Source organism: Mycobacterium sp. NGS34 (assembly GCF_059812845.1).
This window is the reverse complement of record NZ_JCALDM010000003.1, coordinates 438,536-462,177: the sequence shown is the minus strand read 5'-3', so window position 1 is coordinate 462,177 and position 23,642 is coordinate 438,536. Positions and strand designations below refer to the sequence as shown.

Genomic DNA, 23,642 nt, shown 5'->3' with positions numbered 1-23,642 from the left:
CATGTGCCATGCTAGCGAAGATGTGAGCGCCTGCTGCGGCGAACGCCGGAAGTCGGGCGGAATGCGTGGTCCGTTGGCGCTTATTACTGAATACGACTGCCGGGAACAGAGCTTCGCGGATCGCCTTTCGGGCTAGCGAGTCCCGCACAGTCCATGGAGGTTGAAAGTGACGGACACGATTCCCCAAGACAGCAAACCCGATTCGTCGACGAAGCACGGGTTGTCGTCGCTGCAGAAGTGCCTCTTCGGCATCTTGGCGTTCTTCTTCGTCATTCACATCGTCTTCTGGTACCTCGAATTTCACGCCGGGGTGTCCCACGTCGTCGCATCCACGACATTGGTCCTCTTTGTCGTCGGCTGCTTCGTGACCGCGCTTGTTCTTCCGTGGCTACCCTTGCCGGGCCAACGCGACTGGACGAAATCCCAACGGCTGGGTGCGATGGTGATCGTCTGGGTTTTCATCGCCCTGACGCCACGGTTCATCTGGGAACTCCCGTGGCTGCTGTTCTTCAAGGAGATACGCGCGGGCGTCGAGAACGGCGTGCTGTGGACGTACATGTGGTCGCCCATCCTGTTGGGCGGTGACGCGCGCTATCTGAACGGCGACCCGCTCATCGTGGTTCTTGAGTGGATTGCGTTCTTCATCGGCCTGTTCGAAGCGTATGCGATGGTGCAGTTCTTCCGAAATGGCAAGCGATTCACGAGCACTCAACTGTCCTTCATCATGGGCGGAATGATCGTGGAGGTCACATTGCCGGCGGTCTACTTCGGCGTGGAGATCGCGAACAAAATGCAAAGCATGACGAGCCCGGTCGAGATGTGGATCAAGTTCGTTGTCCTGAACCTGTTGTGGTGCACCATGCCCCTCGTAACCTACTTCTGGGGCGTTCGCAGATTGACTCGCCAAGATCTTGCGGTGGCTTTCTAGCCGGACTCTGCCGCCCAACCGTCGTGCCTGCGAGGTCAGGTCGGAATCAGAGTGACCGGCAGCCGTTCGAGCCGACGAATCACGTTGTTGACTCCCCACTTTGGAGTCCCGTCGACCTCGATGCGCTTGACGCGTTCGAGCATCGCGGAGAGGATGGCGGCGGTCTCCAGCCTGGCCAGGCCCTGGCCGGCGCAGGCATGCGCGCCGTTGCCGAACCCGATGTGGCGTCCAGCGTCACGGCGGATGTCGAACACCTCAGGGTTCTCCCATTCGCGTTCGTCCCGGTTGGCCGAGGCATACAGCACCAGTAATCGGGTTCCGGCGGGGATGTTCGTTCCGGCTATTGAGGTATTGCGGGCGGTCTTCCGCGTGAACGCCCGCACCGGCGATTCGTACCGCACCACCTCGTTGATCGCGTTCGGCAGCAATTCTGGTTCTGCTCTGAGTATTTCCCATTGCTCGGGGTGGGTCGCGAATAGGTGGATCGCGCTGGAGATGGCGCTGATGGTGGTGTCCAACGACGGTGCGATGTAGTCGATTACCAGCGGGGGCACGTCCTCGAACGACAGATTGCCTTCATCGACGGCGGCCAAGAGTTCGTGAGCCATGCTGCCGGGCAGGACGTTTCGGTCACGCACCACAGCACGCGCGAAGCGCAGCATCTGCATGCTGCGCGGGATGGCTCGGATCGCCTGACGGTTGAGCGGTCCAAGGAGGTCGAAGGTCGCTGCGGCCCACGGGATCAGGTGCTCGCGTTGGTCCTGCGGCCAGCCGACCAGATCGGGGACCACAGCCAGCGGTAGCGCGGTCGCCAGATCGGCGACACCGTCGACCCGGCCCCTGGTGAGCGCGATGTCGACGATGGCGCCCGCCGCGTCTTCCACGGAGGCAGTGACTCCACGCAGCGCCCTGGGCATTAGACGGTGGGCAACGAGCTTGCGACGCCGGTCGTGGTCGGCCCCGTCGCTGTTGAGCGTGGTGCCGCGGGACATCCGGTTGGCAGCGGCGTTGGCGGCGACACCATGTCCGGAGAGGTACGAGTCGTCGGCTCGCAGGGTGGCCTTGCACTCGGCGTAGCGGGGGAGAGCGATCATCCGGCGGCGAGGTAGCCAGACGAGGGGGCCAAGGCGCCGCAGAGTCCGATAGTGCGGGTAAGGGTCGAGGATGGCCGATGTGCTGTAGACGTCAGGCCGGTACGACGGAATCTCGCGAGGTCGGTGCACCACAGATCGCCTTAATTGTTGAGAGGGTGCTGCGCGCTCACCGCACGGTGCGCTTAGACCCTCGGGTGACGAAATCGTCACACACGACCATATCGTCAGTCAAGGCTCGCTGACGAGCGCCGAGGCCGCCTCAGGCTCAGGGATGTAGGTTCCACTGACCGCAATCGTCGGCAAGGACGTCGTTGACGTCGACTTCGAGTCCGCCGACTACTGGGCCAGGGTTCGACGCCGTGCTCACCACCCGTTGGTAGAGGACCGCGGCGGGGTCGACCTGACCGTGGGACCAGGCCTTCGTCTGCCACGCCCACCGGCGGCCGGGGGTCCGCGAATTACCGATGACGCCGTCCTCGGCGGCCCATTTGCAGACATCGAGACCGCCGTAGACGCCGGTGCGCTGCACTCCCAGCACCGAATTGATTCCGCGAAACCACTTGAGCGCCAAGTTGTTCCAGGTGTCGTGATTTATGTCCTCGTCGACGCTGAAGAAGATCGGGGCACTCTGAGCGCCGCCCGCCGCGGTATGCAGCTTCCAGGCTGTGCGAGCATCGGCGACGCCGCCCTCGAACCCGCGCCTGAAATCCGATGGTGCTGTCCCGCCTGGCTTGCCGTACTGGTAATTGCTGACGATCATCAGCCCGGCAGCGGTCAGCTGCTCGGCGTAAGGCCGGGTGATCGGCTTGGCGCCCATGGCCGAGCCGGGACGCGACAGCGACACGTAATTGATGACCCCTGCGTAGCCAGCAGCTCGAATTTGCTCCGCGGGAACTTGGCGCATGGCGAAGTCGATCAGTTTAGGAGTGGCGGGAACCGCCGTGGGGATGGCAGCCGCCTTCGGGACGGCGACACTTGCCGATGCCGCGTACACCGCCGGCAGTGCAGACATGGCGACGGCGCAGCGCAATACGTCACGCCGGGAAATTGGGCGCGGCCGCCGGAAGTTTAGACACGCCGACAAGTCCATCGCGTGATGTTAACAACGTGACTGCTGTTGAAAGATGGCGTGTTTGAAGTGATATCAAATCGCGTCCGTGTCGTTCCGCTCAAAAGCCCCGCTTGGCGGCCCGCACCGCGGCGACGACGTCGTCGTCCCCGGTGAAGTCGACGTGGACGGCGTTGCGGCCGAACGCGAAGAGCAACAGTTCTTGCGGTTCGCCGGTCACGGTCACCGGCGATCCGTTACCGACCGCAACCACCGTCCGACCGTCGGGGGTGTTCAGCGTCAGTCGAGCGGGCAGCGCCGCCATTGACTTCGACAGCCCGACCCGGCTGACCCAAGGGATGCGCCGTCGAACCGCGGCTGTGGTTTTTGCATCGAGTTCCCTTGGCTCCCAGCCGGTTTGCGCACGGCGGAGGTCTTCGTGATGGACGAACATCTCGTGGATACTTGCCAGCGGGTCGAGCACCTTGAACAGCGAAAGAACCGGCGGGCCGGAGACAAGGAGTTCGACCAGGTCCTCGTACGTCGTGGAGGCCGCCAGCCGGTCTTGCACGCGCGCGGTGTGTGACGCCAGCGGCCCGAACACGAGGCCGGGCAACGCATCAGGGCGGCGCTCGCGCACGACCAGGTGCGCGGCGAGGTCGCGGGTGGTCCACCCCTCGCAGAGGGTGGGAGCATCCGGTCCCACCGCCCGCATGATTCCGACGATGGCGGAACGTTCGCGCTGGGCTATCGACATCGCCCCACGATAGGCCGAGGGCCTCGTCGACCACAGCGAGCCGCTTACAAACCAAATGGCTACTAGCGCTCGAGAGCTACGGGATCTCGTAGACAACCATCTTGTCGGCGATGCCGCGCAGGGCGGCCTCCTTCCGAACCGGTCGGATCGACTCCTTCTCCAGGATGGCCGCGACCCCGGGCGCGTCGATCACGGGACCGGTGATGTGGATCTCCTGCGCGGTCGACAGGCTCTGCACCCGCGCCGCGATGTTGACGGTCTGGCCGAAATAGTCCTGCCGCTCGTTCAGCATCACCGCGAGGCACGGCCCCTCATGGATGCCGATCTTGACGATCAGGTCGGTCCTGCCGCGCTCGGCATTGAGCTTGTCCATCGCCGCCCGCATCCGCAAGGCCGCGGCGAGCGCGTGGTCCGGCTGGACAAAGGTCGCCATGACAGCGTCCCCGATGGTCTTGACCACGGCCCCCTTTTCGGCCGAGATGATTTCCAGGAGCGCATGAAAATGCGCGCGCACCAAGTCGAACGCGGCGAGGTCACCGACCCGCTCGTAAAGCGCGGTCGACCCCTTGAGGTCGGTGAACAAAAAGGTCAACGAGGTGATCTTGAGGCGCTGATCGATGGTGAGGTTGTCAGCCTTGAACACATCGCGGAACGTCTGATTCGACAGCATCCGCTTGGCGGTGAGGAACGGCCTGCGCTTGGCCAGCACATTGTGGAGCGCGTCGGTGACAAAGACGGTGGGCAGTGTCCGCACGCTGCACCGATTGTCGAGTGCGAGCCGTAACGGGCCTGGTCGCAAGGTGATCGACTCGGTCGGCGGATGGGCTTTGTCGAAGGTCAGCCCGAGCTGCTGGCTTTCCTCGGTCGGCTCGCCCTGGACGTCGATGAAGTGTGCGGTATGCGTCACCGGCTCGAAAACGATGATGAATTGCGGCGGAAGCTCCAAGGACAGCACAGCCTTTTCGCCGGCGGCCAGCTCCATCGCATCCAGCGTGGCTTCCCCGGTCAGCGATGCAAGAGAATCCTCGCCGAGATCGATGCCCGAACTCCAGAACACCTGCGTGTAGTAATCCCATAGCGGGAGCGTGTTGGGATCGTGGGCGGCTATCCGCCTGACCTTGGGGCTGACCGTGAACGCCACCTCGACCTGCTCATCGACGGAAGGCTCATAGCCGCAGGCGCACAGTCCACAGCGATAGTCGTCGTCACGCAGCGATTTCAGCGTGTCATGCGCGTCCAGCACGCCGCTGCAACCGGGACAAAGCACGTTCCAGGTGAGATCGAACAGGCCAAGCCGCGAGGCATGCAGGAAGCCGGAGATCACCTTCTCTTCGTCGAAGCCGGTGCGCTTGGAAAAGTCCAGCGCGTTGATTCGATTGAGCTCATGATCTTCGCCGTCCTGGATCAGCCGCGCGATTGCGTCCGCGATGTCCGGATCGGCGGTTCGCTTCAGGGCCGAGAATTGGGACTGAAGGTCGCTCATCATTCCAACCTAAAGATCACCGCAAGCTGGCGGCGAAAGCTTCGTTGACACACTAGATAGGCCTTACAACACGAGTCGCTTCGAATTTGATCCGTGGCGGCCTCGATCAACTCGATTAGGGTTGATTCATGGGTGGCGATTTCGTCGAGATCCGCATAACCCACCCCTGGGAATCTCTCCAGTCGACGCCCGAGGCCCTCCGCCCGCGGCTGCTGGACTGGGAGATTGACGCCAAGGGTAGGCACGTCGCCTGGCGTTACCGGATTACCCGATATGAGCAGGACGGCCAACCGAGGTGGTGGTTGGACGGGACCGGCCAGCACCCGTGGACCAGCGACGACGTCGAGTACCTCAAGGACGTTGCCGAGCACCACGCCGGTCGCCTGTTGCGCAGACGGAGATGGCGGCCGAACAGCATGTACAACGACCAGGAGCCCCCGCTGTGGCTAGGGGGCCGGGGGTTCTCGTCCTGAGGGCTCGTCTTCGGCGGCGGAGCCGTCGTCGTTGGCCAAGTGATGCAGGACGCGTTCGTTGAGGGCGGCGAGCATGTCGAGCTCCGCCGGGGAAAGCAGATCGATGAATTTCCGCCGGACGTCCTCCACGTGCCGGGGCGCCGCCTTCTCGATGGCGGCGCGGCCGGCCGGCAGCAGGCAGACCATGGTGCTGCGGGCGTCGTCCGGGTTGGGCTCCCGGCTGATCAGCCCGTCCTTCTGCATGCGGCGCACCTGGTGGGAGACGCGGCTCTTCTCCCAGCCCAGCGTGTTGCACAGGTCGTGCGCGGGCATGCGGTCCCCGTCGTGCTCCGAGAGCACCGCCAGGATCTCGTAGTCGGCCGCGGACAAGCCCGATCGCTGCAGGCCCCGGCTCAGGTGAACGCCGAGCTGATGATGCGCGTGCTTGAAGGCGCGCCAGGCGCGGTCTTCACGCGGGGTCAGCCAGTTCGGTTCCATCGACGCCCATCCTAGCCGATTGGTTGACGCATCAACAAAGGCTCTTTAAGGTTGAGGAGTCAACCTTTTCCTTAATCGCTTCAAGGGGGAACTTCCATGAGCAGCATCAGCATCATCGGCACCGGAAACATGGCCCGCGCCATCGGCGCGCTGGCGGTAGCGGGCGGCAACAGCGTCGAGGTCATCGGCCGCGATCGGGCTAAGGCCGCTGACCTGGCCAAGGCTCTCGGCGGCGGCGCCACGACGGGGGAGTTCGGCGCCGTCCCGGCCGGGGACGTCGTCGTCGTGGCCCTGTTGTACGCCGACGTCGTTCCGGTCGTCGCCCAATATGGAGACGCCCTCGCGGGCAAGATCATCGTCGACATCAGCAACCCGTTCAATTCCGCGGCCGACGGACTGGCCATCCCTGAGCAGACCTCGGTCGCGCAGGAAGTTGCCAAGGCGGCCCCGGCCAGCGCCAGCGTGGTGAAGGCGTTCAACACCGTCTTCGGTGTCGTCCTGGCTCAGGGCCGGTCGCTCGATGTCTTCGTCGCGGGCGACGACGCGGGCGCCAAGGCGGGTGTGGCGGAGTTCATCGAGAGCCTCGGGCTGCGTCCGCTGGACGTCGGCGGCTTGAGCATGGCGCACTGGCTGGAGGGAACGGGCCTGGTCGTGATGGGTCTCGCCCGCCACGGGGTGGGCGACTTCGACTTCGCTCTTGGCGTGAGCTCCGCCGCCTGAGCGTTTGGTTGATGAATCACCGAAAGGATTCGCGATGAAGCTCGGTTTCGCACTTCCGATAGTCGGGCCCGCTATCAGCAGCGCCGCCGGCCTGAGCGCGTTCTGCCGCGGTCTCGAGGACCTTGGCTACGACACGCTGTGGGTCGGCGATCGATTGGTGACGCCGGTTGACATGCACAGCACCTATCCGGGCAAGGAGCAGCCGTACCCGCCGCAGATGACCCGTTACCTCGATCCGGTGCTGCTGTGGACCGTCGCCGCGACGGCGACCAGCCGGGTGCGGCTCAACGCCAGCACGCTCAGCACGTTCTACTACGAGCCGGTGCACCTGGCCCGGCTGCTGACGACGCTCGACGTGCTCAGCGAAGGCCGCCTCGATGTTGGCGTCGGAATCGGGTGGATGAAGGACGAACACGACATCGCCCGCAGCGCGGACTGGCGCCGGCGCGGGCGGATGCTCGACGACCTGCTGGCATTCCTGCACGAATGGTGGACGACCACCCCGGTGTCCTGGGAGAGCGAGTTCTTCTCGCTGCCGCCGGTCCATGCCGACCTGCGCCCGGTCCAGCCCGGCGGCCCGCCCATCTGGATCGGCGGTGCCAGCGAGGCCGCGATGCGCCGGGTCGGCCGCAGCGGCGTCGGCTGGCTCGGAGTCGAGGGGCTGCAGGACGAGGTCACCGACCACCTGTGGTCGATTGCGCGCCGTGCGGCGAAGGATGCCGGCCGTGATCCCGATGCGCTGAAGACGGCGATGCGGATCAACCTCGAACCGGGCACGTCCGTTGACTCGGTTGCCGTGAGGCTCGAGCGCCTCGCCCGGTCGGGGGCTGACGAGGGAATCGTGGATGCCTTTGCGATGTTCCCAACCCTTGACCAGATGCTCGACTTCGCGAGCCAGGTAATCGATCGATGGGGTGATGATGGGAAAGCTTGACGGCAAGGTAGCGGTGATCACCGGTGGATCAAGCGGAATGGCGCTGGCCGGTGCCAAGTTGTTCGTCGAAGAAGGAGCCCACGTCTTCATCTCGGGTCGGCGGCAGGAAGCGCTGGACGAAGCCGTCGAGCTGATCGGCCGGAATGTGACCGGCGTGCAAGCGGATTCGGCCAACCTGGACGATCTGGATCGGTTGTTCGATGCGGTCAGGCGGGAAAAGGGCGCCGTCGACGTGTTGTGGGCGAGTGCCGGGATGGGCGAGGAGGGCAAGCTCGGCGAGATCACGGAGCAGCAATTCGACGCGACTTTCGGGCTGAACGCGCGTGGCACGCTCTTCACGGTGCAGAAGGCATTGCCGCTTTTCAACGACGGTGGCTCGATCTTCATGACCGGGTCGATCTCTTCGGTCAAAGGTTTCCCCCACTGGAGTGTGTACGCGGCCAGCAAGGCAGTACTGCGTGCCTACGCCCGCGTGTGGTTGAACGAGTTGAAGGACAGGAGGATTCGGGTCAACGTGCTGACCCCGGGCCAGGTCGCCACGCCGATACAGGAGCAGTTGTTCGACGAGGAGACCAAGGCGCAGTTTGAGGCATTGATCCCGCGGGGAAAGATGGGCAGCCCTGAGGAGATTGCCTCGGTCGCACTGTTTCTCGCCTCGGACGACTCGAGCTATGTCAATGGCATGGAGTTGATGGTCGACGGCGGCACCACGGCAGTTTGACGGCGGGGCCCTTCTAGACGCGGGTCGTCTCGATGGCGGCGCCCAACGCAGTCTGCGACTCGACGCGCTGACCAAGGGTGGTGGCCGTGAGCATGAACAGCGTGCGCCCGTCGGCGCCGCCCACTTCGCACGCGATCGCGTGGCGCCCTGGGGTGTCGACGGTTGCCGTCACCGCGCCGCCTTCGATGACGCGCACGAACCGGTCGAAGGCCGGGCTCGCCACCCAGACGCTGTCGTCCTCGTCGATGGCGATGCCGTCGGGAAAATCCTCCAGCTCGGCCCACACTCGGCGATTGTCGAGCGAGCCGTCGTCCGCTAGGTCGAACGCGGTGATGCGACGTCCGAAACTCTCTGCCACCAACAGCGTCGACCTGTCGGCCGTGATCACCATGCCATTGGCAAATTCGAGATCGTCGGCCACTTCGCAGGCCGAGCCGTCCGGGTCGACGCGCAACAGGGCGGCCGCCACCGGCTTGTCGCCCGCGGCGTAGTCGTAGCCGAACTGGCCAACGAAGGCATGGCCGTGGCGATCGACGCACATGTCGTTGATCTCATGCGACGCGAATGAGCTCACGTCGGCGTGCACGGCGAGGTCCGAACCGTCGAAGCGCATTACGCAACGACGTGCCATCGAGGAGATCAACATCGAGCCGTCGGGGAGCCAGCCCAGCCCCGACGGCTGCTCCAGCTCGACCACGGTGCGAACGTCACCGTCCTCGCCGACGCGCAGCACGGCGTCACCGTGCATGTCCGAGACGTACAGCGCGCCATCGTGCCAGCGCGGGCCCTCCAAGAAGGAGCGCCCCGCGGCCAGGGAATGGATGTCGGACATGACAAGGATCCTAAGGCCGCATAGATGGCCGCTCGTCAAACGTCACCGACGGCGTCGACGTCGGCCGGCCGGCACTAGGCGCGGGTGGTGATGCATAGGACCTCGTCGAGTGCGGCGCACGCTAGACATGGTTAGCTGCTGGTTTCTGCGGCGCGTCGACGCATCGTTTCGAGCCCGTCGGATTCTGTCGCGGAAATGGTGGTGCGCACCATGTAGCGCGGCTCCGACGCCGGCCAGGGCCGGCCGCGATGCATGGTCGCGCGGTTGTCCCACATCACCACGTCGCCCGCGCGCCACGAGTGCAGGTAGCTTGCACCGGGCGCGGTCGCCGCGTCGATCAGCTGGGCGAGCAGTTCCTGCGCGGCCTTTCGCTCCATGCCCTCGATCGCGTAGGCGTGCGAGGCGACGTATAACGCCTTCCGGTGATTGACAGGGTTCTTCCAAACGAGACGCCAGCATTGCGGCGGCAACGCCGTCCGCTCCGCCGGGCTGGCGAGGTTGGGCGCAATCTTCCCGCGGGAATAGGCGTATTCGTGCCACGCGAAGGAATTTTCCAGCCGCGATTGCAACGCCGAATCGAGGCGCTCGAAGGCGATCCGCGTGGAGACGTACTCGGTCTCGCCTCCTCGGCCCGGAATGACGCGCGACGACAACACTGAAGCGAGCGCCGGCACCCGCTTGAACGTGCTGTCGGTGTGCCAGAGCTGATTTGCCTTGTTTTCCAAGGAGATCCGGTGATCTTCCGGAACCACGTTGCCCTTCTCGTCGAGGGTCTTGAGGATCACGAGGTTGCTGCCATAGCCTGCCGAGCCCACCTTGGTGAACTCGAGCGGGCCAAAGCGGCGCGAGAAACCGAGTTGCGCTTCATCGGTGACGTCCTGATCACGGAGGACGAGAACCGAGTACTCCTCGAATGCCGCGCGCACCGCCGCGTAGGCCGACTCGCTTGCCGCAACGTCGTGGATGGTCACTCCACGAAGTTCGGCGGCAAAGCCTGGACCCAACGGGACGACTTCCATCGGCGAACTCCATGCATTCCGCGTTCGAGCATGACTTTCCACCAAAAACGGGCCGCTGACAAGGTTCGCGCCACGCTCGGGCGGCAATGCCACTCGCTGGCCATCGTCGTGAAGCTAACCGGACTCTTCGGCCAAGGCGGCGCTGAGTCGCCGTGTCGCAGAGGAGAGTTGGGCTCCCAGGTGGGTGACGGCCGCGCCGCTCATCGGCTCGGCGCTGGGGACCAGACTGAGCATCAGGGCGATGCGCGACCCGGATTCCAAGATGGGCGAGTCGATGTGGCTCACCTCGTAGGTGCGGTCCGGCTCCAGGCTGATCGGGAACCACTCCTCCTGATGGATCAGCTCGTCGGTCAATTCCTGCGCCAGCTGGCTCAGCCGGGTGGAACGCACCTCGGCGCTGCGCACGATCTGCGCCAGTTCCCGCAGGCGCAGATCGGGCAGGATGTGCAGGCCCACCGCGTAACCACGCTCCTTGGCGGCCGCGATGGCCTGGCGATACCGATCGCGCACGTCCTCGGGCAGGGTGGCCAGCCAGCGCTCCCGAGCCTCCGGGGCGGCCCAGGCCACGGTCGACGCCCCGTACGGCGGGCGGTGCGGGAACTGGGTGCCGATGGGCATCGGGTGACCGCCGCCGCGACGGCTTCGGACCTGATCGACCACGGTGGAGTAGTCCTCGCTCACCGAAAAGGCAACGCAGTGCGCGCCCGTCGCGGCCGACAGCTCGGCCATCGCGGAGCGGGCCAACACCAGGGCCGGGTAGCGGCCCGCTGCCTCTCGGCCGAGGCGGACCAGAGCGGGACCGAGGTGGTAGGTCTTGCGAACCGGGTCGCGCAGCAGCCAGCCGGCCCGGAGCAGTTCGGACAGCATCGAGTGGCAGCTGGCCTTGTGCACGCTCAAGTGGCGCGACACCTCGGCCAACGTCATCCCCGGGCTGCCGTCACCCGCCAGCTGCTCGAACAGGTTCACGACGCGTTCGGTCTGCGGGGAGGGGCGCGGAGCCATCGGTCAATGGTCGCATAATGCGACTTCTTGCGGTGATATGCGCGACCGTGTGACCATTGCCACAATGACTGACCTTCGAGGCAAGGCCGCCGTCGTAACCGGGGGAGCCGGGGGCATCGGCCGGGCCATGGGCAGGCGCTTCGGCCGAGAAGGCATGAAGGTGGTGCTGGCCGACGTCCTGCCCGAACCGCTGGACGAGGCGACCCGGGCCCTCGTCGACGAGGGCATCGACGCGGTCGGCGTGGTCACCGACGTCACCGACTATTCCTCCGTCGAGTCGCTGGCCGAGGAGGCGTCGGATCGCTTCGGCGCGGTGCACGTGGTGTGCAACAACGCCGGCACCGGCGGGGTCTCCGAGGGTTACATGTGGGAACACGACCTCGCGGACTGGCGGTGGGGGATCGACGTCAACGTGCTGGGCGTCATCCATGGCATCAAGGCTTTCGTGCCGATCCTGCTCGAGCAGGGCGACGGACACGTCGTAAACACCTGCTCGGGCAACGGCGGGTTTGCGCCAATTGCCCGCGGGGCCATGGGCGGACCGGCCACGGCCGTCTATCCGATGACCAAGGCCGCGGTGCTCTGTCTGACCGAAAGCCTTTACACCCACCTGCAGATGACCGGGACGCGGGTGCGGGCGCACGTCCTCTTCCCCGGCGGCTTCTTGAACACCGGCATCTGGGAGTCGTGGCGCCACCGACCGGAGCAGTATGCGACGACGCAGGAACGACGCACGCCCGACCAGACACTGGAAAAGGTGGTGGCCCGCTTCGAGGCCGCCGGCGCACATGTCGAGTTCACCCCGCTCGAGACGGTCGCCGACCTCGTCGTGGAAGGGCTTCGGGCGGATCGCTTCTGGATGATGGGGCCGCCCACACCGGGCGATCAAGTCGTGAGCAGGAAGGCGGCATCGATCCTCGCCCGCGGCGAGCCCGACTACCTGGTTGACGTCCTGGGCCAGCATGCCGAAAAAACCGAAGGAGGAACACGGTGAGCGCCAACGAAATTCGCTACGGTCCTCGCGCACCCGGGGCGCAAGTGGACCACGAGATCGACGCCACCAAGGCGCCCATTGCCACCGAGGCGATCACCGTCACGTACCTCACCGATCCGGAGATCGTGGCGGCCGTGCTGCCCAAGCCGCTGGAGCCGGCGGCCGAACCGCTGGTGCGTCTTCAGCTTCAGCGGGTGCAGATTGAGGGTAGGCCGCCGTTCGGGTCGGCGGTGTTCTCGGTGACCGCCCGGCACGGCGAACTCGCGGGCGATTATCCCCTATTCATGCCCCAGTCCACCGAGCAGTCGGTCACCGGTGGCCGCGAAACATTCGGCGAGCCAAAGAAACTGGCGAACATCGAGGTGCAGCGCGACGGCGATCGCGTCAGCGCCACCGTTGACCGGCTGGGTTATCAGCTCATCCGAGTGAACGGCCGGATCACCGGCGCGGCGGAGTTGCCGCCCGACCAGGTCAACACCGAGTTCTATTTCAAGTTCCTGCGGGCCCCCGACGGCGGCGGCATCACCGACCCCCACCTGGTCTACGGCGAATACCACCGCCACTACGAACTGCTGGAAAACATCGAGGGCACAGTCGAATTGGGTGATTCGCCGCTGGACCCGGTGGCCGACATCGCGATCCGCCAGATCACCTCGATCACCTGGTGTCGCCGGCGCACCATCCAAGTGGGGCGGATCGCGGAGCGAGTGCCGCAGGAATGGCTGCTGCCGTACGTGCACCAGCGCTACGACGACGTGGCCCTGCTCGCGGCCCCCAGGCCCGAGCCGGCACGGGCCTAGCGCCATGGACCGTTACACGGTCATCTCGGCCGACTGCCACGCCGGCGCCGACCTGCTCGATTACCGCGACTACCTCGATCCGCAGTACCGGGACGAATTCGACGGCTGGGCAAAGGCATACGTCAACCCGTTCGGCGACCTCACCGAGGCCGACGCCGAGCGCAACTGGAACAGCGCTCGACGAAACTCGGATCTGGATGCCGAAGGCGTCGCGGGCGAGGTCATCTTCCCCAATACCGTGCCACCGTTCTTTCCCCAGGCGAGTCTGGCCGCCCCCCAGCCGGTCGACGCTCGCGAGCTCGAGCTGCGCTGGGCCGGGCTGCGTGCGCACAATCGTTGGCTTTCGGACTTCTGCTCGTCGTCGACTGAGCGGCGCGCGGGGGTGGGCCAGATCTTGCTCGGGGACCTCGACGAGGCCGTCGCCGAGGTGGCGCACATCGCCAAGTTGGGTCTGCGCGGCGGGGTGCTGCTGCCCGGGATCCCGCCGGGCGCAGGCATTCCCCAGCTCTACGCCGAGCACTGGGAGCCGCTGTGGGCGGCGTGCGCGGACGCGGGCCTGGTGGTCAACCACCACGGCGGTAACGCCGGACCGAACCCGACGGACGGATGGGGCAGCTCGTTCGCGATCTGGGTCTACGAGACGCATTGGTTTGCCCACCGAGCGCTGTGGCACCTGATCTTCAGCGGCGCACTGGATCGCCACCCGGACCTCACCGTCGTCTTCACCGAGCAGGGCGCCGGATGGATACCGGCGACCCTCGACTCGCTCGACGTGGCGGCGGCCCGTTACGGACGGGCGAACTCGGCGATCGCCCGATTCGCCGGGCCCACCGCAGGCTCGTTGACGCTGCGGCCCAGCGAATTTTGGGCCCGCCAGTGTTACGTCGGCGCCAGCTTCATGCGGCCCGTCGAGTGTGCCGAGCGCCACCGGATCGGCGTCGAGAAGATCATGTGGGGCAGCGACTATCCGCACATGGAGGGCACCGCCCCCTACACCCGAGAAGCGTTGCGCCACACCTTCAGCGGTGTCCCGCCCGACGAGGTGGCGGCCATGGTCGGCGGGAACGCGGCCGCCGTCTACGGCTTCGACCTCGACGCGCTCGCGCCCCTTGTCGACCGAATCGGCCCGACCGTGGCCGAGGTCGCCGAGCCGCTGGCGGCCGTGCCCGCCGACGCGAGCAGCACCGTCTTCGAGCCCGACCCCATTCGTGCCTGGTAAGCGAGAGGATCATCGTGGAGCCCTATCTCATCATCTCCGCAGACACCCACGCCGAGCTGCCCACTGAGCAGTATCGCGAGTACATCGACCCGGAGTACCGGGAGGACTTCGAAACCTTCCTCGCCGAAAAGATTGCCGCCGCGGCGCAGGCCAGCGGCTTCATCGACGAGGAGTTCGCGCAAGCGTGGTTCGACGAACACGGAGACGGCATCGCGGGTGGCTGGGACGTCGCCCAGCGCGACCGCGAACTCGACGGCGACGGCGTCGCCGGTGAGGTCATCTTTCCCGACGCCGACGCCGTGACCGGCGTCGCTGGGGCTCCCTTCGGCGCGGGCCTAGGGCAGTCCGGCGACCTGGACCCGGGACGTGCGATGGCCGGCGCGCGGGCCCACAACCGCTGGCTGGCTGAGCTGTGCAGCCACAGCCCCGAGCGGCGGGCCGGCGTCGCCGTCGTGCCGATCCTGGCGGACGTCGACGCGGCGGTGGCCGAGATCGCTCGCGCGGCCGAGGCCGGGTTGCGCGGCGGCATCATGATTCCGGTGCTCTGGGGTGACTATCCGCCCTACCATGACCGGCGTTACGACAAGGTGTGGGCCGCCTGCCAGGACCTGCAGATGCCGGTTCACACCCACGTCGGTCCCGCACCGAGTGAGCAGTACGGCCCACACCTGGGTATCTATACGACCGAGGTGCGCTGGTGGGGAGTCCGGCCGCTGTGGTTCGCGTTGTGGGCCGGCGTGTTCGAGCGCTTCCCGAACCTGCGCTGGGGGGCCACCGAGTGCGGTGCCTACTGGGCCAACGATCTGCTGTGGCTGATGGACACCCGCTTCATGCGTGAGCACTCGGCCAAGAAGATGAGCCGCCTGCTGGAGGGCGATCTGACGATGCCACCCTCGGCGTACTTCGACCGGAACTGCTTCATCGGCGCCACCACGACCGAGCGCCGGGAACTGGCCCGTCGCTACGAGATCGGTGTTCCAAACATGCTGTGGGGCAACGATTATCCCCACCCTGAAGGAACATGGCCGCATACCCGCGACTGGTTGCGGCGCTCGTTCTGGGACATTCCAATAGACGAGACGCGACAAATCCTCGGGCTTACCGCAGCCGAGGTGTACAACTTCGACGTGGGTGCGCTCGCGGGCCTGGTCGAGCGCATCGGCCCGACCCCAAAGGACCTGGGACAGGACGATGCGGTGAGCATTCCCAAGTGGGAGGCGGCCCGCCAGGTCGGACGCCACTGGCTGACCGACGCGGAGCCTATCCCCGACCTCGTGGAGAGCTGAGGGGTGTCAGCCCGCGGCCGGCGGGCGTGGCATCACTGTTAGCCGGGTGCCGTATCGGGGTATGACGCCCGAGGCTCGCGTCGCCGCCGGCATTCCGGGCACGCCGGGTATACCCGCCCCGACTGCCTCCTCGGTTCCCGGGAGCGTGGTTAAACCGGTGCCCGACAGTGCCGATATGTGGCTGACCGCCGGGGTAGACCAGCTCGCCGGAACCGACATTGGACCGATCGGCTTGGCGCCGGTAAGGACCGCGGACACTGTGCGTCCGGCACCTGTGAACGCGGTGATTGCGTCTGCATCACCAAGCAGGCCGGGTATGTTCTCAGCCCCCAGTCCTGCCTCAGGTGCTACTTTCGGAATGTTGAGACTGTTAATAGCCCCGGCTATGGTGTCCGCATCACTAGTGCTTTTGCCGGCAAAACCAGCAATGTTAAGCGTAGCTGGCAGCTGGAAAACCCCAGCCGAAGATAGGTCGCTCCATATTGGGGCGTCGGGCCCAAACCCCGTGTTCCCAAAAAAGGGGTTACTAAGGAAGTTCTGGAGCCATTGAGGGGTGGACCCGGACGCGAGTCTCTGCAATATGTGAGATGCCGACGAAATCGCCTGGTTGACCGCGTCCACCAGGCTGGCCGCACCGGCCGGGTTGGTGGTCTGGTTCGGCGGGGTGAACGGCGTCAACGCCGCCGCCGCCGCCGAGCTAGTGGAGTAGCCGTACATCGCGGCGGCGTCCTGAGCCCACATCTCGGCGTATTGCGCCTCGGTAGCGGCGATCGCCGCGGTGTTCTGGCCGAAGAAGTTCGTCGCGATCAGCGACGCCAGTTGAGTGCGGTTGGCCGCGATCACCGGTGGGGGCACGGTCATCGCGAATGCCTGATCGAAGGCCGCCGCGGCGGCCCTGGCCTGCATGGCGGTCTGCTTGGTCTGCTCGGCGGTCATATTCAGCCAACCGATGTAGGGGGTGGCCGTGGCCGTCATCGACTCGGACGCGGGGCCGTGCCAGTTCAGGGTGGTCAGGCCCGAGACCACAGATTGGTAGGTCTCGGCCGTGGTGGTCAATTCGGCGGCCAGGGAGTCCCAGCTGCCGGCGGCGGCTAGAAGCGAACCCGACCCCGGGCCGGTGTACATCCGGGCGGAGTTGATCTCCGGGGGTAGTAACGCGAAATCCATTGTGTCACGTCTCCTTAGCTTGACTTCGGTGGCAAACCCCCCCTTGTTGTGACGGCGCAACACGAAGCGCGCCGGGTGATATCGGACAAATTGGTACCGCGGCCCGGGTTACCGGGCGATGACCGCTTATTTGAGTTCTGGGCGGACCACGCGAACTGTGCATATCCAGCCACCTTTGCGGTTTCGGTGACTATCTCTGGTGAACCCTATGAATTTCGACTGAGTAAAGATAGGGCTGAACTGCGAAAAAATAAGATCGCCGATCTTGATTGCCGCGGGCTGAAAGCGGCAATGGCTCGAGATCGACTATTACCGCCAGCTCGCCGGCAGATCGATTATGTGGTTCGGGCAAAAGTCCTGGGCGCCCTGCGACATGGCATTGCGCGCGTCCTCGGCCGACATCTTGGCGCGCAGCATCATGAACGCGTATTCGGCTGGCGCATAACCCGATTCGGGGCCGGCCGGATCGTCCATCAGCTGGCAGGCCTGCTTTTCCTTTTCCTGGAAATTATCGGCGCGGGCGACGCCCGGGCCGAACAGCAACGCCGGGGCAACCAGCCCGCCGGCGGCTAGCTTCGTCAGGGTCCTCACCGGTTCATCACCTTCGGTCGCGCTTCCGACGGCCCAGTGTAAGGCGCGGCGTCGGCAGGAATTCATCGAAGACGTCTCACCCGCCGCCGTCGTTGACCAGAATGGGCGGGTGCAGGTCGTTCCTGAGGGGCTGGTGTCGGCGGCGGAGGACGTCGGCAAGATCGGCGCCGCGCTCGAAGAGGCCGACGCCCTCGCGGCCCTGCGCACGAGCAGCATCCCGCCCGCCGGGGCCGACGAGGTCAGCGCCGCGATCACGCCGCTGTTCATCGAACAATCGAGGATCTACCGGGAACTGCTCGCACAGGGCCAGGCGTTCGAGCAGCGGTTCACGCAACTGCTGAGCGAGGCGGGCGTCGCCTACACGGCAACCGAGCAGGCCGCGCTGCAGGCGCTGCGCGACGTGATCGGCGAGCTGGAAGCGCCCCTCGCCCCGTTTGCCGCGCTGGCCGAGAACCCGGCGCCGACGAGCATCCCGCCGCTGAACGTGCCGTCGAACAGCTCGGTGGCGCTGATCGTCGGCGGCACCACGTTCCCGCTGCCGGACGGCAAGTACGTCAGCTCGATCATGGCCAACTTCCTCGACAACCCCACGCTGTCGCCACTCCTCGGGGCGACGGGGCAGGCCATTTACACGCCGGAGCAGTTTTGGCCGGTCACCCCGCAACTCGGGAACCTGACGCTGGGCCAGTCGGTGGCACAGGGCGTGCAGTTGCTCAACACCGCCATCAACACCGAACTCGCGGCGGGCAACAATGTGGTCGTCTACGGCACCTCACAAAGTTCGCTGATCGCCACCAACGAGATCCGCAACCTGATGGCGATGGCCAACCCGCCGGATCCAAGCAAACTGTCGTTCTTTTTGACCGGCGACCCGGGCAATCCCAACGGCGGGTTCTTCGAACGCTTCCCGGGCCTGTACATCCCGTTGTTCGACGTGCTGATGAACGGCGCGACGCCCCCCAACTCGCCGTATCCCACCGTGATCTTCAGCAATCAGTACGACATGGTGACCAACTTGCCGCAGTACGTGCTCAATCCGGTCAGCGATCTCAACGCGTTCATGGGGTTCGCGCTTTTCCACGGCACGCACGACTACGTCGACCCGACGCCCGGGCAGATCGCCAACGCGATCCAACTGCCGACGTCGCCCGGCTACACCGGTGAAACCAGGTACTACGAGCTGTTGACGCAGAACCTGCCGCTCGTCGCGCCGCTGCGCTTGGCCCTGCCGCAACCGTTCGGCAACGCGCTGGCCGACCTGCTGCAGCCGGACCTGCGGGTGATCGTCGACATGGGTTACGGGTCCGGGGAGTACGCCGACATCCCCACTCCCGCGAGTCTGTTCGAACTGCCGAACCCGTTCACGATCGTCCCGGATCTGGTGCACGGCGCGGTCCAGGGCCCGCAGGCGGCGCTGGTGGATCTCGGGTTCCTGCCGCCGTCGATGATGCCCACCGGCTACCCGTTCAACCCGGTGCTCGATCCCGGCCTCAACTTCCCGCTGCCCCAGTCGTCGGTCACCGGCGTCTCGCTGCTCACCGGCTTCGAGGGCCAGTTGATGCGGACGTTGGGTCTGATCCCCAACTGGGATAGCTGAGGTGGCCTGGCCCGATTAGGTTTTTGGGCCCGGGAAGCATTACTCTTGCGCGCGGTTCCTCTTCGACTCGGGAAAGCAGCCATGCCCATACAGCCCACTTTGCGGCGGCCAAACCTGATGCGCACCAGCGCTACGCGCCGGGTCGCTCGCCGCCTACAGTGCCCGACGGTCGGCCAGTGCTTCGACATCGAGGTCAGCCGCGTCACAGACGGATGGATTATCCGGATTCCCGAGATCGGCGGGGTCACTCGCGTGAGCCGTCGGGCCGCGGTGGAGCTCGGGGCGCGCAAGTGCATCGCGAACCGCACCGGCATCCCGATCGGGTATGTCGCGGTCTACGTATCACGCGAGAGCGGTTAACTCCCAATAGCGGTTGTCGCGACCGTGACCACCCGCCACAGTCCGTTCCGGGCCGACCTCCTGCACGGGAAGGTCGCGTTGGTCACCGGCGGCGCCACCGGGCTCGGCCTGGAGGTCGCCCGCGTCCTCGGCAACCACGGCGCCCGCGTCGCGATCTGCAGCCGCAAGGAACCCAATCTCGAAGCGGCCGTTGCGGCGTTGCGGGAAGAGGGGATTGAGGCCTGCTACGGCGTCTGCGACGTTCGTCGGGACGACGAGGTGACGGACGTCGTCGAGGAGGTGCTGCGAACGTTCGGCCAACTCGACATCGTCGTCAACAACGCCGCCGGAAACTTCCCCGTGCCGATAAGCGACCTCAGCCCAAAGGGATTCAAGGCCGTCGTCGACATCGACCTGCTGGGAACCTTCAACGTGTCGAAGGTTGCGTACGACCTCTGGCTGCGCGAACACGGCGGCGCGGTGGTGAACGTCAGCGCCGCGATCCAGTACCGCGGCATGGCCCTGCAGGCGCACGTCGTTTCGGCCAAGGCCGGCGTCGACGCGTTCAGCCGCGCCTGCGCGATCGAATGGGGCCCCGACGGCGTCCGGGTGAATGTCGTTGCCCCCGGCGCGATGTCGGGCACCGAGGGAGTCAAGAGAATCACCGGCGACGCCCAGCATCGCACCACCCAGAACCCGCTGCGGCGCCCCGGTTCCACCACCGAGGTCGCGGAAGCGGTGCTGTTCCTGGCCAGCGACGCGGCGTCCTACGTGACGGGCGCCGTCCTGGTCGTCGACGGCGGCGGTTGGTTGACCGCCAACGGAGTGCCGGATCTGCCCGGCTATCACTGAGACCAAATCACATCTTCACGGTCAGCGGCCAGACGTTCCAGATCTCGTCGCAGTACTCCGTGATGGCGCGGTCCGACGAGAACTTGCCGCTGCGCGCGGTGTTCAAGATGGACATCTTCGTCCACGACTCGGTGTCCCGCCAGGCCGCGCTCACCTGATCCTGGCACTTCAGGTACGACGCGAAGTCGGCGCACACCAGGAACGGGTCGTCGTGGCGCAGGTTGTCCACCAGCGGCCGGAACACCTCGGTGTCGCCGTGCGAAAACGTCCCGCCCGCAATCAGATCCAGCACCGCGCGCAGCTCGTCATTTCCAGCTTGGGGGCCGTCGATGTAGTCGGCGGGCCGGTACTCGCCCGCCTTGACCGCCTGGACCTCCTGCTCGGTCAGGCCGAACAGGAAGAAGTTCTCCGCCCCGACCTCGTCGCGCATCTCGACGTTGGCTCCGTCGAGCGTGCCGATGGTCAGGGCGCCGTTGATCATGAACTTCATGTTCCCGGTGCCCGAGGCTTCCTTGCCCGCGGTGGAGATCTGCTCCGACAGGTCGGCGGCGGGGTAGATCATGTGCGCGTTCTGCACGTTGAAGTTCGGCACGAACGCCACCCTGATGAAGCGGTTCACGTCCGGGTCCGCGTTGACCGTCTCGCCGACGGCGTTGATCAGCTTGATGATTCGCTTGGCCATGAAGTAGCCCGGAGCGGCCTTGCCGCCGAAGATGAAGGCGCGCTGCGGGATCGACAGCCCGGGGTCCTGCTTGAGCCGGTGATACAGCGCGACGATGTGAAGGACGTTGAGGTGCTGGCGCTTGTACTCGTGGATGCGCTTGACCTGGACGTCGAACATCCAGTCCGGGCTCAGCTCGACGCCCGCCACCGAGCGGATGTACTTGGCCAGGCGCGCCTTGTTGGTGCGTTTGATGTCGTGCCATTCCCGGCGGAAGGCCGCGTCGTCGACGAACGGCTCCACCCCGCGCAGGCGGCTCAGGTCGGTCAGCCAGCCGTCACCGACGGTGCGGTCCAGCAGCTCGCGCAGCCCGGGGTTGGCCAGGGCCAGGAAGCGGCGCGGCGTCACGCCGTTCGTCTTGTTGCTGAACCGCTCCGGCCACAACTCGTAAAAGTCCTTGAGCACACTGCTTTTCAGCAGCTCGGAGTGCAGCGCGGCCACCCCGTTGATGGCGTGGCTGCCCACCGTGGCGAGGTGGGCCATCCGGACGTTCTTGCCGCCGTCCTCGCCGATCAGCGACATTCGGCGCAGCCGGTCCTCGTCGTCGGGGAAGCGGGCGCGGACCTCGTCGAGAAATCGGCGGTTGATCTCGTAGATGATCTCGATGTGGCGCGGCAGCGCCTCGGAGAACATCTCCAGCGGCCAGGTCTCCAGCGCCTCGGGCAGCAGGGTGTGGTTGGTGTATCCGAACGTCGCGACCGTGATGTCCCACGCCTCGTCCCAGTCCAGCTGGCGCTCGTCGACCAGCAGCCGCATCAGCTCGGCGACCCCGATCGAGGGGTGAGTGTCGTTGAGCTGCAGGGCGAATCGCTGGGGGAGTTCCCGCACGCCCGCGTCGGCGAGGTCGTCCATGATGTGCAGCACGTGCTGCAGCGAGCAGGACACGAAGAAGTACTGCTGCAGCAGGCGCAGCTGCTTGCCCGCCTCCGGCTCGTCGTTGGGGTACAGCACCTTGGTGACGGTTTCGGACATGACCTCGTCCTCGACCGCCCCGTAGTAGTCGCCGGTGTTGAAGGCGTCCAGCGCGAACGACTTGACGGCCCGCGCGCTCCACAGCGTCAGCACGTTGCAGGTGTTGACGCCGTAACCCTGAATGGGCGTGTCGTAGGCGACGCCCTTGAGAACGCGCCCGGGCACCCACCGGACGCGATCGTGGCCGGTATCGTCGGTGTAGTGCGCGGCGTAGCCGCCCCACTTGACCAAGTAGTTGACGTCGGGTTTCGGGATTTCCCAAGGGTTTCCGTGGTCCAGCCAGTTGTCGGTCTGCTCGACCTGCCAGCCGTCGCGGATCTCCTGGTCGAAGATGCCGAATTCGTAGCGGATGCCGTAGCCGATCGCCGGCCGCTCGAGCGTGGCCAGCGAGTCGAGGTAGCACGCGGCGAGCCGGCCCAGGCCGCCGTTGCCCAGGCCCGGTTCTTCCTCGCACGCGAGGACCGTCTCGAGATTTTGTCCCATCGCCGCCAGCGCCGTCTTCGCCGCCAGCTCCATGTTGAGGTTCAGCAGGTTGTTGCCCAGCTGCGGACCCATCAGGAATTCGGCCGACAAGTAGCAGGTCACCTTGCGGCCGAGGTCAAGCGAGGTCTGCGTCGAGGCCACCCGGCGGTCCTGCATGCGGTCGCGCACGGCGAGGGCCAGCGCCCGGTAGTAATGCTCGGGCCGCAGCGCGGCGGCCGGACGACCGATCGAGTAGCGCAGGTGATCGGTGATCGCCCGTTGCAGCGCCGCGGCGCCCATCCCGGTGCGGGAGTGCTCGGCCAGGTCGGCCCGCGTCGGGCTGGGGGAGATTCCGTCGGAGGGTGTCTGCTCGACATCGGTCATCGTGGGTCCTACTCCCTAGGGGTGGGGTGGCAGGTGAGTCAGTTTGGCAGCGGTGTTTGCACATCAGGCGCGCAATTGAAGGCCGTGGCGTAAACACAACCTCACGGGCCGGTGACGAAATGGCGTTCGGATGGGCGCCGGGTTATGCGATGTATCCGCGTGGCAGCACGGCGAAGTCGACGCACGCCGCGGCCAGCATGTCGCCCAGCACGGGGTGGACTGGTGCGCGCAGTTCGAGCATCGCGCCGGCCGACGGCGCTTTCAGGGTGGCGATGTTGGTGTTGGCCAGCAGTTGGATGGCCTCGAATTCGATGTCGCGCCAACCGGTGTGGACCGTCATCAGGGTGAGGACGCCAAGTTGGTCGCCGGTGGGGGACAGAATCGGGTGATGCCAGGCGCCGTCGGCCTTGGCGCCGGTGTGCGGCCGGATCGCCGCCAGGACGGTGCCCCCGCCGTCTTCCAATCGCGCCGCGCCGTCGGACGGGACGATCTTTCCTATGGGGGTGTTCTGGTTCGTGACGGTGGTCGTCGCGGCCACCGATAGCCGAAGTTCCTCGCCGGCCGGGCTGGTCAGGGTGTAGTCGCTCTTGCCGCCGTTCTTGAATCCGAGCAGGACGCCGACGCCGCCCTTCTGCTGAGCGCGCGCCACTTCGGCGCCGTCGGGGGTGGTGAGCTCGACGCGCAACGCGTTGGACGTCGCCCGAGACACTTTCGCGGCGACGGCCGTCGCGTTTCCGAGGATCGGCATGCGGGAGATCGTAGGCCAGAAT

24 protein-coding genes are annotated in these 23,642 nt (G+C 65.9%); 12 read left to right on the top strand and 12 right to left on the bottom strand.

All coding sequences use genetic code 11. The features are described from left to right. Positions 1-166: 166 nt before the first annotated feature. Positions 167-928, top strand: a complete 762-nt coding sequence (locus tag AC5Y7V_RS11140) for a hypothetical protein (protein WP_499880188.1) — start codon at positions 167-169, stop codon at positions 926-928. Between the two features lie 35 nt (positions 929-963). On the opposite strand, the gene AC5Y7V_RS11135 is transcribed toward AC5Y7V_RS11140, so the two are convergent. The 4 genes from AC5Y7V_RS11135 to AC5Y7V_RS11120 form a co-directional block, all read right to left on the bottom strand. Continuing rightward, positions 964-2,022, bottom strand: a complete 1,059-nt coding sequence (locus AC5Y7V_RS11135) for a cytochrome P450 (protein WP_499880075.1) — start codon at positions 2,020-2,022, stop codon at positions 964-966. A 265-nt stretch (positions 2,023-2,287) separates the two neighbouring features. After that, positions 2,288-3,112 carry a DUF1906 domain-containing protein gene (locus AC5Y7V_RS11130; protein WP_499880074.1) on the bottom strand — a complete coding sequence of 275 codons (825 nt, stop codon included), beginning with the start codon at positions 3,110-3,112 and terminating at the stop codon, positions 2,288-2,290. A 79-nt stretch (positions 3,113-3,191) separates the two neighbouring features. Continuing rightward, a complete protein-coding gene (locus tag AC5Y7V_RS11125) occupies positions 3,192-3,827 on the bottom strand; it encodes a TIGR03085 family metal-binding protein (protein WP_499880073.1) in 636 nt (211 codons plus the stop codon). Positions 3,828-3,903: 76 nt separating this feature from the next. Then, positions 3,904-5,310: an adenylate/guanylate cyclase domain-containing protein gene (locus tag AC5Y7V_RS11120; protein WP_499880072.1), complete on the bottom strand. Its 1,407-nt coding sequence runs from the start codon at positions 5,308-5,310 to the stop codon at positions 3,904-3,906. Between the two features lie 128 nt (positions 5,311-5,438). On the opposite strand from AC5Y7V_RS11120, the gene AC5Y7V_RS11115 reads away from it, so the two are divergent. Continuing rightward, positions 5,439-5,783, top strand: coding sequence for a hypothetical protein (locus AC5Y7V_RS11115; protein WP_499880071.1), 345 nt, complete (start codon positions 5,439-5,441; stop codon positions 5,781-5,783). Here the strand turns inward: AC5Y7V_RS11115 and AC5Y7V_RS11110 are convergent. Beyond that, positions 5,757-6,260, bottom strand: a complete 504-nt coding sequence (locus tag AC5Y7V_RS11110; RefSeq protein ID WP_499880070.1) for a MarR family winged helix-turn-helix transcriptional regulator — start codon at positions 6,258-6,260, stop codon at positions 5,757-5,759. The genes AC5Y7V_RS11115 and AC5Y7V_RS11110 overlap by 27 nt on opposite strands. Before the next feature lie 96 nt (positions 6,261-6,356). Here AC5Y7V_RS11110 and AC5Y7V_RS11105 point away from each other — a divergent pair, with 96 nt between their 5' ends. Genes AC5Y7V_RS11105 through AC5Y7V_RS11095 form a run of 3 tightly spaced genes read left to right on the top strand, consistent with a single transcriptional unit; the run spans position 6,357 to position 8,635 of the window. Continuing rightward, a complete protein-coding gene (locus AC5Y7V_RS11105; protein WP_499880069.1) occupies positions 6,357-6,980 on the top strand; it encodes an NADPH-dependent F420 reductase in 624 nt (207 codons plus the stop codon). Positions 6,981-7,014: 34 nt separating this feature from the next. Then, on the top strand, positions 7,015-7,914 hold the full coding sequence (locus AC5Y7V_RS11100; protein WP_499880068.1) for a TIGR03619 family F420-dependent LLM class oxidoreductase: 900 nt from the start codon (positions 7,015-7,017) through the stop codon (positions 7,912-7,914). Continuing rightward, positions 7,901-8,635, top strand: coding sequence for an SDR family NAD(P)-dependent oxidoreductase (locus AC5Y7V_RS11095; RefSeq protein ID WP_499880067.1), 735 nt, complete (start codon positions 7,901-7,903; stop codon positions 8,633-8,635). Before AC5Y7V_RS11100 ends, AC5Y7V_RS11095 begins: the two co-directional genes overlap by 14 nt. 13 nt (positions 8,636-8,648) lie before the next feature. Here the strand turns inward: AC5Y7V_RS11095 and AC5Y7V_RS11090 are convergent, their stop codons facing one another. The 3 genes from AC5Y7V_RS11090 to AC5Y7V_RS11080 form a co-directional block, all read right to left on the bottom strand. After that, positions 8,649-9,467: an SMP-30/gluconolactonase/LRE family protein gene (locus tag AC5Y7V_RS11090; RefSeq protein WP_499880066.1), complete on the bottom strand. Its 819-nt coding sequence runs from the start codon at positions 9,465-9,467 to the stop codon at positions 8,649-8,651. 131 nt (positions 9,468-9,598) lie between these two features. Then, the gene (locus AC5Y7V_RS11085) at positions 9,599-10,486 is read right to left on the bottom strand and encodes a TauD/TfdA dioxygenase family protein (protein ID WP_499880065.1); all 888 of its coding nucleotides are present in this window, start codon (positions 10,484-10,486) and stop codon (positions 9,599-9,601) included. Positions 10,487-10,600: 114 nt separating this feature from the next. Further along, positions 10,601-11,488: an IclR family transcriptional regulator gene (locus AC5Y7V_RS11080; RefSeq protein WP_499880064.1), complete on the bottom strand. Its 888-nt coding sequence runs from the start codon at positions 11,486-11,488 to the stop codon at positions 10,601-10,603. A gap of 64 nt (positions 11,489-11,552) precedes the next feature. On the opposite strand from AC5Y7V_RS11080, the gene AC5Y7V_RS11075 reads away from it, so the two are divergent. The 4 genes from AC5Y7V_RS11075 to AC5Y7V_RS11060 are packed head-to-tail and all read left to right on the top strand — an operon-like array spanning position 11,553 to position 15,787. Continuing rightward, a complete protein-coding gene (locus AC5Y7V_RS11075) occupies positions 11,553-12,482 on the top strand; it encodes an SDR family NAD(P)-dependent oxidoreductase (RefSeq protein ID WP_499880063.1) in 930 nt (309 codons plus the stop codon). After that, positions 12,479-13,282: an acetoacetate decarboxylase family protein gene (locus tag AC5Y7V_RS11070; RefSeq protein WP_499880062.1), complete on the top strand. Its 804-nt coding sequence runs from the start codon at positions 12,479-12,481 to the stop codon at positions 13,280-13,282. Before AC5Y7V_RS11075 ends, AC5Y7V_RS11070 begins: the two co-directional genes overlap by 4 nt. Positions 13,283-13,286: 4 nt before the next feature. Beyond that, on the top strand, positions 13,287-14,501 hold the full coding sequence (locus AC5Y7V_RS11065; protein WP_499880061.1) for an amidohydrolase family protein: 1,215 nt from the start codon (positions 13,287-13,289) through the stop codon (positions 14,499-14,501). Positions 14,502-14,515: 14 nt separating this feature from the next. After that, on the top strand, positions 14,516-15,787 hold the full coding sequence (locus tag AC5Y7V_RS11060; protein WP_499880060.1) for an amidohydrolase family protein: 1,272 nt from the start codon (positions 14,516-14,518) through the stop codon (positions 15,785-15,787). Positions 15,788-15,793: 6 nt separating this feature from the next. Here the strand turns inward: AC5Y7V_RS11060 and AC5Y7V_RS11055 are convergent, their stop codons facing one another. Together AC5Y7V_RS11055 and AC5Y7V_RS11050 are read right to left on the bottom strand one after the other, a co-directional pair. Continuing rightward, complete coding sequence (locus AC5Y7V_RS11055) at positions 15,794-16,954, bottom strand: PPE family protein (RefSeq protein WP_499880187.1); 1,161 nt, start codon at positions 16,952-16,954, stop codon at positions 15,794-15,796. Positions 16,955-17,263: 309 nt separating this feature from the next. After that, positions 17,264-17,545: a hypothetical protein gene (locus AC5Y7V_RS11050; RefSeq protein WP_499880059.1), complete on the bottom strand. Its 282-nt coding sequence runs from the start codon at positions 17,543-17,545 to the stop codon at positions 17,264-17,266. Positions 17,546-17,654: 109 nt separating this feature from the next. On the opposite strand from AC5Y7V_RS11050, the gene AC5Y7V_RS11045 reads away from it, so the two are divergent. From AC5Y7V_RS11045 to AC5Y7V_RS11035, 3 genes are all read left to right on the top strand, one after another. Next, positions 17,655-19,142 carry a PE family protein gene (locus tag AC5Y7V_RS11045; protein ID WP_499880058.1) on the top strand — a complete coding sequence of 496 codons (1,488 nt, stop codon included), beginning with the start codon at positions 17,655-17,657 and terminating at the stop codon, positions 19,140-19,142. 117 nt (positions 19,143-19,259) lie between these two features. After that, on the top strand, positions 19,260-19,502 hold the full coding sequence (locus AC5Y7V_RS11040; RefSeq protein ID WP_499880186.1) for a long chain fatty acid-CoA synthetase Faa4p: 243 nt from the start codon (positions 19,260-19,262) through the stop codon (positions 19,500-19,502). Between the two features lie 24 nt (positions 19,503-19,526). Then, positions 19,527-20,333 (top strand): SDR family oxidoreductase, encoded by an 807-nt coding sequence (locus AC5Y7V_RS11035; protein WP_499880057.1) that lies wholly within the window; start codon positions 19,527-19,529, stop codon positions 20,331-20,333. Positions 20,334-20,340: 7 nt separating this feature from the next. Here the strand turns inward: AC5Y7V_RS11035 and AC5Y7V_RS11030 are convergent, their stop codons facing one another. Together AC5Y7V_RS11030 and AC5Y7V_RS11025 are read right to left on the bottom strand one after the other, a co-directional pair. After that, the gene (locus tag AC5Y7V_RS11030) at positions 20,341-22,788 is read right to left on the bottom strand and encodes a glycogen/starch/alpha-glucan phosphorylase (RefSeq protein WP_499880185.1); all 2,448 of its coding nucleotides are present in this window, start codon (positions 22,786-22,788) and stop codon (positions 20,341-20,343) included. Positions 22,789-23,014: 226 nt separating this feature from the next. Next, positions 23,015-23,620: a hypothetical protein gene (locus AC5Y7V_RS11025; RefSeq protein WP_499880056.1), complete on the bottom strand. Its 606-nt coding sequence runs from the start codon at positions 23,618-23,620 to the stop codon at positions 23,015-23,017. Positions 23,621-23,642 lie beyond the last annotated feature (22 nt).